Annotated in this window: 15 protein-coding genes; 11 read left to right on the top strand and 4 right to left on the bottom strand. The window is 42.4% G+C overall.

Annotated elements, in window-relative coordinates; genetic code table 11:
- Entirely contained in the window at positions 1 to 399 is a 399-nt protein-coding gene (locus tag PPO43_RS02100; protein WP_272620138.1) for an STAS domain-containing protein, read from the bottom strand.
- Positions 400 to 831: 432 nt separating this feature from the next.
- Here PPO43_RS02100 and PPO43_RS02095 point away from each other — a divergent pair, with 432 nt between their 5' ends.
- The 3 genes from PPO43_RS02095 (at position 832) to PPO43_RS02085 (ending at position 5058) form a co-directional block, all read left to right on the top strand.
- Positions 832 to 3372, top strand: a complete 2541-nt coding sequence (locus PPO43_RS02095; protein ID WP_272620137.1) for an ATP-dependent Clp protease ATP-binding subunit — start codon at positions 832 to 834, stop codon at positions 3370 to 3372.
- Positions 3373 to 3794: 422 nt separating this feature from the next.
- Positions 3795 to 4187 carry a YbjN domain-containing protein gene (locus tag PPO43_RS02090; protein ID WP_272620136.1) on the top strand — a complete coding sequence of 131 codons (393 nt, stop codon included), beginning with the start codon at positions 3795 to 3797 and terminating at the stop codon, positions 4185 to 4187.
- A gap of 82 nt (positions 4188 to 4269) precedes the next feature.
- Positions 4270 to 5058 carry a PspA/IM30 family protein gene (locus tag PPO43_RS02085; protein WP_272620135.1) on the top strand — a complete coding sequence of 263 codons (789 nt, stop codon included), beginning with the start codon at positions 4270 to 4272 and terminating at the stop codon, positions 5056 to 5058.
- Between the two features lie 77 nt (positions 5059 to 5135).
- Here the strand turns inward: PPO43_RS02085 and PPO43_RS02080 are convergent, their stop codons facing one another.
- Entirely contained in the window at positions 5136 to 5999 is an 864-nt protein-coding gene (locus PPO43_RS02080) for a protoglobin domain-containing protein (protein ID WP_272620134.1), read from the bottom strand.
- 270 nt (positions 6000 to 6269) lie between these two features.
- On the opposite strand from PPO43_RS02080, the gene PPO43_RS02075 reads away from it, so the two are divergent.
- From PPO43_RS02075 to PPO43_RS02040, 8 genes are all read left to right on the top strand, one after another.
- Positions 6270 to 6611: a hypothetical protein gene (locus tag PPO43_RS02075; RefSeq protein WP_272620133.1), complete on the top strand. Its 342-nt coding sequence runs from the start codon at positions 6270 to 6272 to the stop codon at positions 6609 to 6611.
- 4 nt (positions 6612 to 6615) lie between these two features.
- Positions 6616 to 6984: a hypothetical protein gene (locus PPO43_RS02070; protein WP_272620132.1), complete on the top strand. Its 369-nt coding sequence runs from the start codon at positions 6616 to 6618 to the stop codon at positions 6982 to 6984.
- A gap of 26 nt (positions 6985 to 7010) precedes the next feature.
- Positions 7011 to 7796, top strand: a complete 786-nt coding sequence (locus PPO43_RS02065; protein ID WP_272620131.1) for a hypothetical protein — start codon at positions 7011 to 7013, stop codon at positions 7794 to 7796.
- Positions 7797 to 8393: 597 nt separating this feature from the next.
- A complete protein-coding gene (locus PPO43_RS02060) occupies positions 8394 to 10742 on the top strand; it encodes a TonB-dependent receptor (protein ID WP_272620130.1) in 2349 nt (782 codons plus the stop codon).
- Positions 10743 to 10839: 97 nt separating this feature from the next.
- Positions 10840 to 11037, top strand: coding sequence for a hypothetical protein (locus tag PPO43_RS02055; RefSeq protein ID WP_272620129.1), 198 nt, complete (start codon positions 10840 to 10842; stop codon positions 11035 to 11037).
- A gap of 87 nt (positions 11038 to 11124) precedes the next feature.
- Positions 11125 to 11727 carry an SH3 domain-containing protein gene (locus tag PPO43_RS02050; protein WP_272620128.1) on the top strand — a complete coding sequence of 201 codons (603 nt, stop codon included), beginning with the start codon at positions 11125 to 11127 and terminating at the stop codon, positions 11725 to 11727.
- A gap of 6 nt (positions 11728 to 11733) precedes the next feature.
- A complete protein-coding gene (gene ribF, locus PPO43_RS02045) occupies positions 11734 to 12681 on the top strand; it encodes a riboflavin biosynthesis protein RibF (protein WP_272620127.1) in 948 nt (315 codons plus the stop codon).
- Positions 12682 to 12693: 12 nt separating this feature from the next.
- Positions 12694 to 13833: a glycosyltransferase family 2 protein gene (locus tag PPO43_RS02040; RefSeq protein ID WP_272620126.1), complete on the top strand. Its 1140-nt coding sequence runs from the start codon at positions 12694 to 12696 to the stop codon at positions 13831 to 13833.
- Positions 13834 to 14722: 889 nt separating this feature from the next.
- On the opposite strand, the gene PPO43_RS02035 is transcribed toward PPO43_RS02040, so the two are convergent.
- The gene (locus tag PPO43_RS02035) at positions 14723 to 15595 is read right to left on the bottom strand and encodes a hypothetical protein (RefSeq protein WP_272620125.1); all 873 of its coding nucleotides are present in this window, start codon (positions 15593 to 15595) and stop codon (positions 14723 to 14725) included.
- Position 15596: 1 nt separating this feature from the next.
- Positions 15597 to 16040, bottom strand: a complete 444-nt coding sequence (locus PPO43_RS02030) for a hypothetical protein (RefSeq protein WP_272620124.1) — start codon at positions 16038 to 16040, stop codon at positions 15597 to 15599.
- Positions 16041 to 16046: the final 6 nt, after the last annotated feature.

Here is a 16046-nt window from a genome sequence, read left to right as displayed (position 1 = left end):
TTATACTTCGTCTTCTTCAGCTGGTGTCTCGTTCTCCAATTGAGAACGTAGGGCTTGCATCATCACCCATTTTACAGCCTGTTCCAAATTCTCCTTGATATCCAAAACGCTATCTAAGCGCGAAATGCTAATCAAGGTTTTTACACTGGGATGCTCTACGCCCGTAAGCACAAACTGCCCCCCTTCTTCCGTCCACAAACGGTTGCCTGTCAAAATGGCACTCAATCCAGACGAATCGACATACTTCACTGCCGACAAATCCAAGATCAAATTTTTGTTTCCGGCATTCTTCAACAGAATCAATTCCGATTTTAGTTCAGGTGCCTTCAAAGAATTCAAATTTTCTTCCTGAAGGCTGACTAGAGCGTACTCTTCTGACTTTTCTACTGCGTATTTCATAGTCTGTTTTCTTTTCTGGTTCTATACAATATTAGGTCCTTTCCAATAAAAAATCTAGCCATTTTTGGCCATTGTGGACCCTTTTTTGTCTTTTTTGATTTAAATTGATTTTTGGGGCCTCCGCCTCGCTGCGCTCGTCGGCGCTACGTTTCGCAGCTCGCTATTCGCTCGGCCCTGCGGCCTAACGGCCTGGGTCTGCGGCTGCGCCGCACTGCTGCACATCGCTAGGCCTGCAAAACGCAAAAAAAAGGACCAAAGCCCTCAAAAGTATAGGGCCTAAAATAAAAATAAATTCTTTCGATTTAAGAAAATAATCTTTAATATTGGACAGTCAAGAGACAAGGCCAAATCTTTTTAAAGCGGCTTGCGTTTATAAAAGTGAGGCCATTTGCCCTTGAATACCCGATTTTAGAAAATAACCTTAGTTTGAATATGCCTGATAATCGCTTTTCTCCCAAAGTCAAAGAGGTCATTTCTTTCTCTAGAGAAGAAGCCCTTCGCTTTGGACACGACCAAATTGGAACCGAACACCTTTTGCTCGGTATCCTTCAGGATGAACAGAGCCTGGCTGTGGCCGTCCTACAATCTTTAGATGTAGACGTTGCCGAATTACGCCAAGCCATTGAAGATTCTGTACAAAAAACAAAAAGCAGACAACGCCCTTCTTATACAGTAGGCAACCTGCCCCTTACTCGCCAAGCCGAAAAGGTGCTCAAAATTACTTTTTTGGAGGCCAAACGCATGAAAAATGATTTGGTAGGCACCGAGCATATTTTGCTCTCTTTACTCAAGTATCCAGAAAATCTAGCTGCTCGCGTTTTACAAGAGTTTGAGATTGATTATAATGGCTATAAAGCAGAATTAGATTATTTGCTGGCCGAAAGCAATCCCAACTTACTCGATGCCGCAGGCGGAGAGGATGAGTTTGAGGAAGAAGCAGGCAGATCTGGTGGCCGTGGCCGCGCTGCTGGCGGTGCTGCCAAAGGTAAATCGCATACGCCTGTACTCGATAATTTTGGCCGCGATATTACCAAATTGGCAGAAGAGGATAAATTAGATCCTATTATTGGCCGCGAAAAGGAAATTGAACGCCTTTCGCAAATTTTGTCTCGCCGTAAAAAGAATAACCCTATTCTCATTGGAGAACCTGGTGTGGGAAAAACGGCTGTAGTAGAAGGTTTGGCCCTTCGCATTCAACAGCGCAAAGTGTCTAGAACGCTTTTTGACAAGCGCATTGTGATGTTGGACCTAGCTGCATTGGTAGCTGGAACCAAATATCGCGGACAGTTTGAAGAGCGGATGAAAGCCATCATGACAGAACTGGAAAAATCTAGAGATGTCATCCTCTTTATTGATGAAATTCACACGATTGTAGGCGCTGGTGGAGCTACTGGCTCTCTAGATGCTTCTAATATCTTTAAGCCCGCTCTCGCCCGTGGAGAACTCCAATGTATTGGTGCTTCTACTTTGGATGAGTACCGTCAGTACATTGAAAAAGATGGCGCTCTAGATCGTCGTTTCCAAAAAGTAATCATTGAGCCACCTTCTCCAGAAGAAGCCATTCATATTTTGAGCAATATCCGGGAGAAGTACGAGGCTTTCCATCATGTAGAATATACAGATGAAACCCTAGAGGCTTGTGTAAAACTTTCTGATCGCTATATCTCTGATCGTTTCTTGCCGGATAAGGCCATTGATGTTATGGATGAAGTGGGCGCTCGCGTACACCTCAAAAATATCCATGTGCCGAAGCATATTATGGAGCTAGAGGCCGAGATTGAAAAAGTGAAAGAAGAAAAGAACCAAGCTGTTCGAGACCAAGAATATGAAAAGGCTGCAAATTTCCGCGATAGCGAATCTAAGTTGATTCGTCAGCTAGATCAGGCCCGTATTGATTGGGAAGAAGAATCGAAGAGCAAGCGTTATCCAGTTACCATTGAGGATATTGCCGAGGTAGTATCTATGATGACGGGAATTCCCGTAAGCAATGTAGCAGAAAGCGAAAGCGTCAAGCTATTGAGCATGGGCCAAGACCTCAAGGATAATGTAATTGGTCAAGATGAGGCCATTGTAAAGATTACTAAAGCCATTCAGCGTAACCGCGTGGGCCTAAAAGATCCGAATAAGCCAATTGGAACCTTTATTTTCCTCGGTCCAACTGGGGTGGGTAAAACAGAGTTGGCCAAAGTATTGGCCAGACAGATGTTTGACTCAGAAGATGCTTTGATCCGCATTGATATGAGTGAATACATGGAGAAATTCTCTGTGAGCCGTCTTATTGGAGCGCCTCCCGGCTACGTAGGTTATGAAGAAGGGGGACAATTGACGGAAAAAGTTCGCCGTAAGCCTTATTCTGTGGTCCTTTTGGATGAGATCGAAAAAGCGCATCCCGATATCTTCAATATTTTGTTGCAGGTATTGGATGATGGCCAATTGACAGATGGCTTGGGCCGTAAGGTAGACTTCAAAAACACTTTGATCATCATGACCTCAAATGTTGGGGTACGCCGATTGAAAGATTTTGGAACAGGAGTAGGATTTTCTACAAAAGCAAGAGAAGAAGCTGCTGCCGATGAGGCAAAAGGTGTGATTCAAAATGCGTTGAAGCGGACCTTCTCTCCAGAGTTTTTGAACCGTATTGATGATGTAATTGTCTTCAACTCTTTGGGCAAAGAAGAAATCTTTAAGATTATTGATTTGAGCCTTAAGAACTTGTATAAGCGAGTAGAAGAGTTAGGATTCAAATTGCAGTTGAGCGATGAGGCCAAAGATTTCTTGGCGGAAAAAGGTTATGATCCGCAATTTGGTGCTCGTCCACTCAATAGAGCGATCCAAAAGTATTTGGAGGATCCGCTAGCCGAGTTTATCCTCAATCAGAAAAATCAGTTGGCAGATGGCACCGTGCTAGAAGCTAGCCTGAATAAAGATGAGGAAATGGTCATTGCGGTTTTCTCTGAGGAAGAAAGTAAATAGGTCCAAATAGACCAAGCACAAAAAGAGCTAGCAATTTGCTAGCTCTTTTTTTTGTTTAGCTGGTCGAGCCGGCCTAGCGATGTGCAGCAGTGGCCCGCAGGGCCAGACCGAAGCCCGAAGGGCTGAAGGGCCGAGCGAATAGCGAGCTGCGAAACGTAGCGCCGACGAGCGAAGCGAGGCGGAGGCCCCAAAACAGCAGCGAGCTGCGGAAGGACAACAAGGTGTTTAGACCGCCGTTCGATGACCGAAGGGAATAACCAAGGCAAAGCTTCGGAGGCCCCAAAAAAGAAAAAAAAGAAGTGCTAAAAGCCTAGTATTTTGTAATTCTAACTTTGATAGTCCGACGAAAATCTACTATATTAGCCAGTGAACAGGGGCAAGAGCAACTGACTATCATATTCATTCACAATAACCGCATCCCTATGAATAGCTTTGAAAAAGTGAAGAATTATCTGCTGGAAATGGGCCATGAAATTACCCATGAAAGCGTGGAGGATAATATCTTTGTATTAAACAATGAGAATCAAGGTATTTGTAATTTAATGTTGGACTGCGAGGGCGAAGTCCTTGTTATGGAACAGCACATTTTTGATATTGAGGAAAAAGACGCTGCTTTTTTGAAGCGTTTGCTACAGATTAACCGCGAACTCATTCATGGCGCTTTTGTTTTGGATGAAGAGGGACGTCGAGTGCTTTTCCGCGACACATTGGCCCTAGAGAATTTGGACCGCAATGAGCTAGAGTCTTCAATTAACGCTATGGCGATTGCTTTGGTAGAACATGCTGAAGAATTTATGGACGTAGCGGCCAAATAATTGAACTTTTTCCTTTTATTTATCATCTTATCTAAGTGAGCGCCTTAAACGCTCTTCTTCTATCAACTAAAATATCTGACCTATGTGGCAATTTTTGAAGCGCTTGTTCCGCCTTGGTAAAGCCGAAGCTAACTCTGCCCTTGATAAACTAGAGAATCCCATTAAAATGACTAAGCAGGGGATTCGCGATTTGAAAACAGACCTCGACAAAAGCCTACAAAGTTTGGCTGAGGTTAAGGCAATTGCAATTCGTACCAACCGCGAAGTACAAACCTACAAACAAAATGCGGATGATTACGAAAAGAAAGCTATGGCTTTACTCAAAAGAGGCCAAGCTGGACAAATGGAGCCTGCTGAGGCTGAGCGTCTAGCTACTGAGGCTTTGGCTCGTCGGGAGGAAAACCTTAAATTATATCAGTCGGCTCTTCAGAATAAGAAGAAATATGACGGTATGGTGACCACCATGGAAGGCAAAATTCGTACGCTCAAAAGCCAAATCGCTAAATGGGAGAACGAATTGCGCAGCCTAGAAGCTCGCGATAAAGTGAGTAAGGCAACCACCAAACTCAACAAACAATTGTCTAATATTGATTCTTCTGGAACCATGAGCATGCTTGAGCGCATGAAAGAAAAAGTGGAAGAGCAAGAATCTTTGGCTGAAGCTTATGGCGATATGGCTGATGAGAGCAAAACGATTGATGATGAAATCGATACTGCACTCAATGATCCTACCGTAACAGCTTCTGCTGCTTTGGATGATCTAAAACGCAAAATGGGAATGCTTCCTGCTCAGGAAGAGCGCATCGAAATCAAAGAGAAAAGTGATGTGACCATTAAGATTGAGGTAGATGACAAAACAAAAGGTGCTTAATCCACCTTTGTTTGCACAGTAAAAAAGTCGCTCTCCAATATTGGGGAGCGACTTTTTTATGATCTTTATCGAAGAATTTATAAACTGGCAATCTGCAAGCCAGAGAGTTCAAAGGCTGTAGTTAGTGCCTCTTTCATACTACCGCTGGTTTCAATTTCATCTAATTGAATGCCTAGTTCTACAATAGTTTGGGCTACTGCAGGAGAAATACCAGACAAAATGCAGCGGCAGCCCATCAGCCGGCTCGCCTTACTAATTTTGAGGAGATGGTTGGCTACGGCGGTATCCATAATAGCCACTCCACTAATGTCTAAGACAAAAACCTTAGCTTGTTTTGAGGCAATTTGATTGAGTACCGTTTCCATAATATCTTTGGATCGTTTAGAATCCATGATCCCTACAATGGGTAAAAATAGAATTTCCTCCCAAATTTGGGCAACAGGGGTAGATAAAGATGCGTTTTGCAATTCTAGAACCTCATTAGAAATAGAATTGTAACGATCTACGATTAAGGCCGTATCCATATTGAGCAACTCATTATAGGCCGTCCATAAATCGAAACTGGCTATCTTTTCTTGCTGAAAAAAAGTTTTGAATAACTTCGAAAAGAGAACGATGCCATCATAGTAAAGGTCCATAGGTAAACCTACTCGAGCATGTACTTCGCCAATGCGCTTGCGACTCTGAATGTAGTTCTCATCTACTTTGGCAGCCCAAAAGCTTTGCCAGTAGCGAAGATGTAAGTTCTTGAGATGCTGAACCTGTGCTTCTGATTCGGCATAGGCCGAAAATTTAGGGTAGCTGAGCATGCGTTCATAAAAATCGTCAACAAGTTGGGGGAGTTGGGTAAGAATTTGGGGACTAACAGAACGAATCTGCCCTAAAGTCTCCTCACTGATATAGAAATGGAGCTTATAGGCCTCGGCCGTGAAAGTCTGCATATAGTTGTTTTTTTACGTAAAATTTGTTTTTGTGACGCAAACTTAAAGACAAAAAACTGATTCTAAAGTTTAAGAATAGGATTTAATTTTTTGCTAAGCGCCTCCATTATGGAGAGCACTTTATTTTACCTTGGTCACTAACCAAAGGAAATAATTTTAGGAGTTTTCTATGAGTTAAGGGATCTCTTCGACCAAATGCTATAGATTTATTATTTTTGTCATTCTAAACAATAGGCGAACTGAAAGTCGGCTATTCCTAAATTATATTATATGCTATCTACCTTATTTCAGTGGCTACTTATCTTGAGCCAGTTTAGTCCCGCTCAAGAGCTGCCAGAACCCGCAGTAGCGGCACAAAAAATTTGCGATTGTGCCCAAACTTCTGAATTGATTGCTAAAGAAGCTGCTTTTCGAGCAGCCCCCAAAACAGCTGCTCAAGGCGAATACCTAACGGCCTTTAAAACTTTTCATCAATGCGCCGATTTTAATGGAATGCAGACGAGCTTGCGAGAATTGCCTGCTCGAGATCGTGCCCAATTCGAAGGCGCCTTAGAAGAAGCTATCTCTGCTAGTTGCCCCGATTTGGCCCAATTACTGACCAAACTCCGCTAAATTTATGCGTCTTCTTTTTTTCTCCATTTTTGCCCTATTTTTGACGGCCTGTCAACCCTCTCCAGATGAATTGGCTAGGCATTTGGCCAAAGATTGGTGCGATTGCAACCGCGTTCTTCTCCCTCTCTATGATAGTTTGGAACAGCAAAATAGTCCTGGGCAAAAATTGCAACTCTTAGATAGTATGCAACTTAAAGTAGCCGAAAATATCGCCTGCTTAGGAGGTGAGCAACTTTTGCAAGAGTTAGAACAAAAACTCAATCGCCAAAATAGAGAGCTGCTGATTCGACAGTTTGAACAACAGCAAGCCGAGCAATGCCCCGAACTGCTTCGTTTACAAGAGCGCATGCAGCATACTGTTCCTTCCCGTTAAATGAGTTCAACAAAAAAACAGCCGATATGTCTACTTCTTCCTCTGCTTGGTTAGAGCAGTTTCAGCTCTGTTTGCAGTGCCAAAATTTGGCCCTATTTCAACAACTCTGGGCCAATGTCGCCCTTGAAGATGCCCCATTTTTGTCAGCATCCGACTTTTTTCAAACTTGCCTAGAATTAGGCGATGCCATTCGCCTAGGCCAAGAAGAACGCTTAGATGAGCAACACCTTCTGTTAGAAGTAGAGTTTTATTTGGGCCAAAAAGAAAGCTATAACGATAGCCTCTGGCTGCTTTTGGTAGAAGAAACGGCAGGCCTAAAAATTTGGGCTGCTGCCGAAAGTGCTGCTGCCGAAGCCCTACAAGCTATTTGGGAAAGCCAACAATCTACAACCGAAGAAAAACCAGTACATTTAGCCGCCGCCGAAGAAGAAGTTCAAGGTTTTTTGACAGATTTTGAGCAACTTTTGCAAGCTGAAGATATGGAAGGCCTGGCCGCCCGCTCTAGTTCCAAAGCTTTTAATCACAATTTAGCCGGTACCGGCGGCCTAGCCGTAGAAGAGTTTTGCCGATTGAGAGCCCTCTACCGCTGGGAAATTCAGGCTTGGCCTGACTATGCCACCGAATTTAAGGAAGAAAAAGCCCTTTTGCTCCCCATCAGTTGCACACACCCACAAGCCGCCCGCTATAATCGCGAGCTCTTACTTTTATTGGTCTACCAAAATGAATGGAAAATCTTAGGCATTGGGGCCGAACTCCGAGAAATGCGCCACCTCTTCCTAAGCTTTAAACAAGGCTTACTCGTTAAGCGATAAATGAAAAGAGAGCAGACAGTTTGTTTGCTCTCTTTTTTTGTTCAATGATTTTTTAGGTTTTTGGGGCCCGCGGCCAGCTAGGCCTTTGGCCTAGATTGGCCGCCGCTATGCTTCGCCGCTCGCGCTCTGCTCGGCCCTGCATTTTTTTCGCTTTGCTCAAAAAACTTGGTCTGGCCTGCGGCCACGGCTGCGCAGCGCTGGGCCTGGGGAGCGGCTTCGCTTCTGATTTTTTGTTTGATTTAGAGCTTAATATTTAATAGTAATACCTAATGCTTTAGGGGAATTTTAGCCATGAATAAGGGCAGATACCCTATAACTTTCTGCTTCATGAGCAGAGGAGTGGCGCTAGAAAGTTTAAAGGTTTCTTGGCCAGCATAATAAAAATAAGGACATAGGTATAAGACCAAAAGATATTTTCTTTTGAAGGACTTATAAAGGGGGAAACAAAATATGATAGAAGAAGGTAGTTGACCCAAGAAAAAATCTTAAAAAAAGTTAAATATAGCTGTTCCTATACGACGGTATTTTTGTCATAAACCAGTAAATTCCCAACAAAATGATATTACTCGCCAATTACCTCCTAGAGAACACTGAATTATGAAAAAGTATTACCTGAGTTTATTGCTCTTGAGTGTATTGACTGTTGCTTGGGGGCAGCGGAAAGCAAGCAATGGCAGTCAATTGATTGAAGGGCTCTTAATAGATGCAGAAACCCTAGAGCCTTTGGGCGGGGTCATCGTTTTTGTAGAAGATAGCTACCCTATTATTTCTACAAGTTCTGATGCTGATGGCTATTTTCGTTTGGACCGTGTGCCACTAGGTCGGCAAACGCTCAAAGCACAAAAAGCAGGCTACCGTACTTTTTATACGGACAATATTGTTTTGCGCTCGTCTCGGCCTGCTTATGTTGAAGCGAGTATGGAGGCCGAAAAGGATTTGAAATGGGGAGATGATTTTAGAGAAAACCGGCCATTAAATAGCTCTTCTGTAGTTTCTTCTCGCTCCTTTAATGTAGAAGAAACACAGCGCTATCCTGGCGCAATCAACGATCCAAGTCGAATGGCACTCAGTTTTCCTGCGGTCCAATCTTATTGGGATAATAATGCAGATATGATTATTCGGGGAAACCCTACGGCTACCCAAACTTTTTTCTTAGAAGGGGTAGAACTCTTAGGAATGGGCCATTTTGCGGCGCCCATGAGTAGAAATGGAGGTGTATCGGCTTTGAGTATTGCGCTTTTAGATAAATCAGATTTTTCTGCAGGGGGCTTTGCTGCAGAATATGGCAATACCCAATCTGCTATTTTGGATATGCACTTTAGAAAGGGGAATCCAAATCATCAAGCTTATAGTTTTCGATTTGGAGTAATTGGTATTGATTTTAGTGCAGAGGGTCCCATTCAGAGAGGACAAAGTAGTTTTTTGGTGAACTATCGTTATTCTACCTTAGGATTGCTTTCTCAATTTGGTCTTCATGTGGTCCGTTCTAATGTGGCCAATACTTTTCAGGATTTATCTTTTAATTTAAATTGGGAATCAAAAGATCGTCGAAAAGAAGTTCGCTTTTTTGGTCTTGGCGGTTTGGGCTCTGAGCAGTGGCTGATTAAGGAAGATACGACTAATTGGATCAATCGCTTGGATCATAATAGTATTGATAGCCGTACTGCAAATGGAACTTTGGGCCTGAAATATAGTGAAGTCTTGGGCCGTGGGGCATATTTTCAAGCAACTTTGGGTGCTTCTGTAAATGGAACTATTTATAATGTGAATAACGCGCCCATGGATTCTGTTCGGATTGAGTCGAATAGCCTTTTGGTCCAACAATACAGCATTTCAGGCGTGTATAGCAAAAAACTAGATCAAAAGTTTCGTTTGAAAACGGGATTGAGTGTTTATGGGCAGCTATACGATTTGCATCACGATTATTATAATTACGATACCGAGCGACTAGATACTTTTTTACAAACTGGCTTGAAGTTTAATTATTGGGCCAGAGCTTATGCGCAAATTCAATGGAATCTCTCTAAGCGCTGGCAAATTTTGGGCGGTGGGGCCTTGCTCTTTCAAGGTTATAATAATACTTATTGTATTGAACCCCGAACAGCTTTGATGTATCGACCAAGCAAAAAAACAAAATTGGCCCTTTCTTATGGTGTTTATGGTCAATTGTTGCCTTTGGGCACTTATGAAACACAAAGCAAAATTAACCCCAACGAAACTTTAAAGATTGCGCATTCGCAGCATCTTATTTTAAGTTGGCGCCAAGCATTGCGTTATGATTTATCTACTTTGGTGGAAGCATGGTATCAGTATGGGAGTAACCAACCAATTGGTAGTGAGACGGGAAGTACATTTTGGTTATACAATCAAAGAAAGAGTTTTGGCCGCGTTCCGCTTACTTCTTTGGGCGCAAACCGAAATTATGGTATTGACCTGAGCATTGAGAAAGTATTTCGCAGAGGCTTTTTCTTGATGAGTTCGCTTTCGCTTTTTAGATCTAATTATAGAGCGATTGATGATAATTGGTATCGCAGTCGCTACGATAATAATTATGTAGCTAATTTTACCACGGGTTATGAGTGGACTTTGCCAAAAGGCGGACGATTATTGTGTAGTGCTCGTTTGTTGAGCAATGGCGGTTATCGTTATATGCCTGCCGATACGGCGGCTTCCTTGGCCCAAAACCGAATGGTTTTCGATGAAAGTCAAGGTTATACCTTAGGGCAATCAGATGAAGATGTACCTGTTTATTATCGGGTAGATTTGCGTTTGGCGTATCGAAAAAATTATAAAAAATCTTCTCTGACCCTTTCTTTGGATGTGCAAAACTTGACTAATAATGTCAATAATTTGTATCAGCCTTTTTATCATCATTTGGAAGATCGAATTTACAATGCCTATCAAAGTGGGTTGTTGCCTGTTCTTGCGATGGAGTTAGATTTTTAAATAGATTTTAGCAGAAGATGCGAACCGCTTACTGAATTTTCAGTAAGCGGTTTTTTTGTCCATTTTATTCTTTCAATTTTAGAATTAGTTGGCTGTTATGCTCATTTTTTTGCTTGGGCCATTATTAAATAAATTTCTGAATAGCTCTATCTTTTTTGTAAATTTGGCGCAGGTCCAGATTGCGGTGGACAGGGCGCGCAGCGCCCGCATCGGCTTAGGGATGGACAGGGGGGCGGCGCAGCCGCAGACCCAAGTTTTTGAGCAAAGCGAAAAAACTGCAGGGCCGAGCGAATAGCGAGCCCCGAAACAGCCCGACCCGAGGCCCAAAGGGCCGAAGGGGAAGCCCCAAAAAACTAGAAGTCGTTATAAAATTGCGGAGAATATGTCAGAAAGCTCTCGGAAAAGAAGGGAAAGAAAAAGAGCCCAGGAAGAGGCCAAAAAACAACAACAAAAACAAATAAAGTTAAATTTGGAGGAAGCCCCAAAAGAAAAAAAGGGTTTGTTGGCTGTTTTGCGCCCCATTGAGTTGGTGAGCGGTGGTTTGTTAATCGGTTCGCTTTTATTGTATGGGGTGTCTAGATGTAGCCGAACGGAAGAGCTTCCGTCTCCAGAAGTGGTTGCGGTGGATAGTGCGGCGGTGCTACAGCCTGCTGCTCCTCAGGCGGCGGCGGTTAAATATTATGTGGTTTTAGATAGTTTAAAGTTTCGGACGGGCCCTTATTTGGATAGCACATTGATTCGGATTTTGCCGCATGGCGAAGAATTGATTTCTTTGAATAAGGTAACGGATTTTGAACAGGGCCTTAGAGTTTCTGTTGATGAATTTACGCGAGAGCCTTGGGTGAAAGTGCGCGATAAAAATGGCCGTGAAGGTTGGGTTTATGGTGCAGGTATTCGTCCTTACCGCAAAAATAAACCTGCGCCTCGGCCGGAGCCTGTGGTGGAAGAGGAAGCAGAGAATAGCAATAGCGAAACAGAACAGTAATTTTAGATGAAAATTTATCGCCAACTAGAAGCTTTGCCCAAATTTAAGCGGGCAGTGCTGAGCATGGGCTCTTTTGATGGAGTACATTTGGGGCATCAACATATTATTAAGCAGTTGGTCCAACTGGCTAAAGAGCGAGATGGAGAAACTGTTTTATTAACTTTTGATCCGCATCCACGAATTGTTTTGGCCCAAAAAAGAGGCGAACCGACCAGCTTGCGTTTGTTGACGAGTTTGGAAGAAAAAGCCGAAATTTTGGAACAGGCGGGCATTTCTCATTTGGTGGTGGTGCCTTTTACCGAAGCCTTTTCTTCTTTGAGTCCAGCAGATTATTTGGACCAATTTCTCTTGCATTATTTTCAGCCCGCTTGCATTGCCATTGGTTATGACCATAAGTTTGGCAAAGGGCGCGCTGGTGATATTCATTTTTTAAGAGAGGCACAAAAAAGCCGCAGTTTTGAACTCAAAGAGTTTGATAAAAAGGAAGTGGATGAGATTGCCGTGAGCTCGACTAAAATTCGCAGAGCAATTTCTGAAGGCAAAATTATGTTGGCCCAACAATTATTGGGGCGGCCGTATAGTTTTGGCGGAAAAGTAGTGCAAGGTTTGCAACTAGGCCGAAAACTAGGTTTCCCCACCGCCAATATTGCCGTAGAGAATCCCTATAAGCTCTTGCCGCCAGAAGGTATTTATGTGGCGCAAGTTATTTTGCCCAATGGCGAAAAAAAACAGGGCATGTTGTATAGAGGGCCGCGCCCCACTTTGGAAAATGAACCAAATATTACACTCGAAATTAACATTTTTGATTTTGAAGGGGACCTTTATGGCCAAGAACTCAAAGTAGAAATGCTCAAATATTTAAGAGCGGATGTTCGCTTTGAAAATTTGGACCAACTTTCGGCACAATTGGCGCAAGATCGCCTAGATAGCCTCGCTTTTTTTGCCCACCAATAAATTTTAATAAAAATGCCTACTTCTAAAGTAGCAGCCCAAGCGCCGCTGGTGGCTATCGCCATACTCAACTATAATGGAGCCGATTATCTTGAGCGTTTTTTGCCCTCGGTTTTGCAAACGACTTACGCAAATACCCAACTTTTTGTCATTGACAACGGCTCTACAGATGATTCTATTGATCGGCTAAAAAAATGGGGCTTTGAACGCTTTATGGCCACGGCCGACCAACCTTTGCCCCCCGCACAATCTGCAGATAGAAAAATTCCACGCTATTATATTGACTTGCCCGAAAATTATGGTTTTGCAGAAGGCTATAATCGAGGCTTGGCCCAATTGCAACATGCAGATTATTATGTGCTGCTCAATTCTGATGTAGAAGTTAGTCCCGATTGGATTGAACCCCTCATTCATTGCCTAGAAAAATCGCCCCAACGAGCAGCCGCCCAACCAAAAATTTTAATGGAAGCCCAGCGCAATTTATTTGAACATGCTGGCGCAGCAGGCGGTTGGATGGACCATTGGGGCTATCCCTTTTGTCGCGGACGAATTTTTTCCGAATTAGAAGAAGATAAAGGGCAATACGATCAAACCGAAGAAATTTTTTGGGCTTCTGGAGCCGCACTTTGCATTCGTAGCCAACTTTATCATCAGTTTGGCGGATTAGATGCCGATTTTTTTGCACACATGGAAGAAATAGATCTTTGTTGGCGATTAAAAAGAGGCAATTATCAAATTTATGTTTGTCCCAAGGCCAAAGTTTGGCATGTAGGCGGCGGAACCCTCCCAATGTATAACCCCCGCAAAGATTATCTCAATTTTAGAAACAGTTTGGTTTGCCTACTCAAAAATAAAGAGGGGGGCTTGGGCCTCTTCCTCCTTTTATACTGGCGACTTTTATTGGATGCTTTGGCCGCCATTCGCTTTATGAAAGAAGGAAAATGGGGGAGTATTGGCGCTATCGTGAAAGCACATTGGCATTTTTTCTTTGCCTTTCCAAAACACTGGAAAAAAAGAGCAGAGATCAAAGAACGCCTCTCTGCTTATGCCTATAACAAAAAACCTCAGTTTAATAGCACGGGCTATTTGCGCAAAAGTATTGTCTGGCTGCATTTTGCCAAAAAAGTAAAAACCTTTAAAGAACTGGACCTATAAAATTTTTTTGGGGCTGCCCCTTCGGCCTACGGCCTTGGGTCGGGCTATGTCGTGGCTCGCAGGTCTGCTCGGCCCTGCAGTTTTTTCGCTGCGCTCAAAAACTTTGGTCTGCGGCTGCGCCGCACCACTTTCTATCCCTCAGCCGCTCATCCATTTTTTTTCTTTGGGCTTTTTTCTTCGGCAGTTTTGCTGTTGTTTTTTTAGGACCTCTGGGTTAAAACCCACAGCAAAAAAAGAGACCATTCTACATCCAATAAAATGAGCCGAAGGTTAAAACCATCGGCGCATAAAAAATATTGATTGTAGCTGAGGATTTTAATCCTCGGCTACTTTTTTTATGCTGTTTTGCAGCGGTTGCTGTAGGTTTTAACCTACAGGTCCAATTATTTTTTTCACCCTAAAAATTATTCATCAGATTTATCCATTTTTTCCCAAGAGAAATTTCTGCCCTTGTTTTTTATGGAGGCTTTTAAGCCTCCATTTTTAATGCAATGCCTTTTTGTTGCATGGCTGTAGGTTTCAACCTACAGACCATAGCAGTTTTTTTGCCCTAATTACTAATTGAAAGCCGCTAATTGAAAGGGGATTTTTTCTTCGGCAGTTTTGCTGTTGTTTTTTTAGGACCAGTGGGTTAAAACCCACAGCAAAAAAAGAGACCATTCTACATCCAATAAAATGAGCCGAAGGTTAAAACCATCGGCCCATAAAAAACCTTGATTGTAGCTGAGGATTTTAATCCTCGGCTACTTTTTTTATGCTGTTTTTGTACTCTTGCTGTAGGTTTTAACCTACAGAACACTGCAGTTTTTTCTCAGCAGAAAAAAAATGTAGTTAAAAATCTTTTCATCGCCTAGGGACAAGCACCTAGCTAAGTTTTTTTGTCAGCTCACTAATATTCTATATCAAAGAAGCCTTCTAGACTTTCTCCATAAATTTCGGAAGGAATTGCTTCTGTACCATTTCTAACGATTTGACTTAGACAATGGCTAATTTCTTCTTGATTAAAGGCTTTGCCTAGAATAAATTTTTTAAGCTGAAAGAGTTGGGGACTAATTGTTAAGGGAAGGATTAAGTCTTCTTGGCTGCTTAAAGCAGTTTGCTCAGGATAAAAACTGAACTTAAGGATAAAAGAAGGTTGTTTTCTTAGCAGAAAGCGTACTCTAGCGCTAATATTTTTTATTTCGGGATTATTGGGGGCATCTTCTATACTTAGAATTTCTGCATCGGCCTCTCTTCGGTCCATATAGTCACGCATAATTTGGTAAGCATAATTTTCTAGGCATTCCTCATCATATTTCATAAAGGTATCAATTCTCACAGAGAAGTTTCGCTGCTCAAAAAACATTTCAGGAGTGTATAAGCTTATCTTTTGTTGACTTTGATAAAGGTATTCTGCTTCTAATTCTTGGGGCAAAAAAACACTTGGAAGAGAACGGCTTATTTTTTCAAGCAAATATTGGATGAGTAGCTCGATTAACTCCAGAGACAAAGCCTCCTTGGTCAAGTAGATATAATGTTTATTGCGCTTATCAAAAGATAGATTTTTTTCAGGCGGAATATTTTCGAGCTGAGTCTTAAAAAAGGCATCTAGCCGCCATAGTTCGACATAATAAGGATCTCTAATATCAAATTTTGGAAACAGCACCTCAAAATGGAGACGATACTTATCTTTTGGGGCTAAGTCTGTATTATTCAGCTCTTCTAGGCCCAAAAAGTGGAGACTTAGTTCTTCGCTAAGCTTATAGTATGTATGCAGGCTCATTTTAGGCAATTTGTTTAAAATATTTTTTTTCTGTTGGGCCATATAATAAGTCCCAGCCTTTGAGCAAAACTTGATAATAGTTGCTTAAAAAGTGGTTCAATAGATCTACAGGCCGTTTGATAGCCATCAATTTGATAGTTGGCTGTTGATCCAACTGCTTTTGTGGCAAATCTTTTTGCGACTGCCCTTTTAATAAGCCCAAGCTAATGAGTTGCTCATAAATGAGTGCTAGTTCTGCCAGCTCTTCCAAAATGGCTGTGGGTTGGCCCAAAGCTTTAAAAATGAGGAGAAACTCTGCAAAGAGAAATTTTCTGCGGCCAATAAAATGCTCCAAACCCGCAGCGCGCAAGCGTTTGCGCAAAGTGGGATAAGAAATGCCGTAAAAAGCCTTGAGCATTTTCTTAGTTAATTTATAATCCTGCATTTTTTGTTGGAGACTCATCATGGGGCT

The organism is Saprospira sp. CCB-QB6, assembly GCF_028464065.1.
Classification (GTDB): domain Bacteria; phylum Bacteroidota; class Bacteroidia; order Chitinophagales; family Saprospiraceae; genus Saprospira.
Note: the sequence above shows the minus strand (reverse complement) of the source record. Positions and strands in the feature narration are given on the sequence as shown.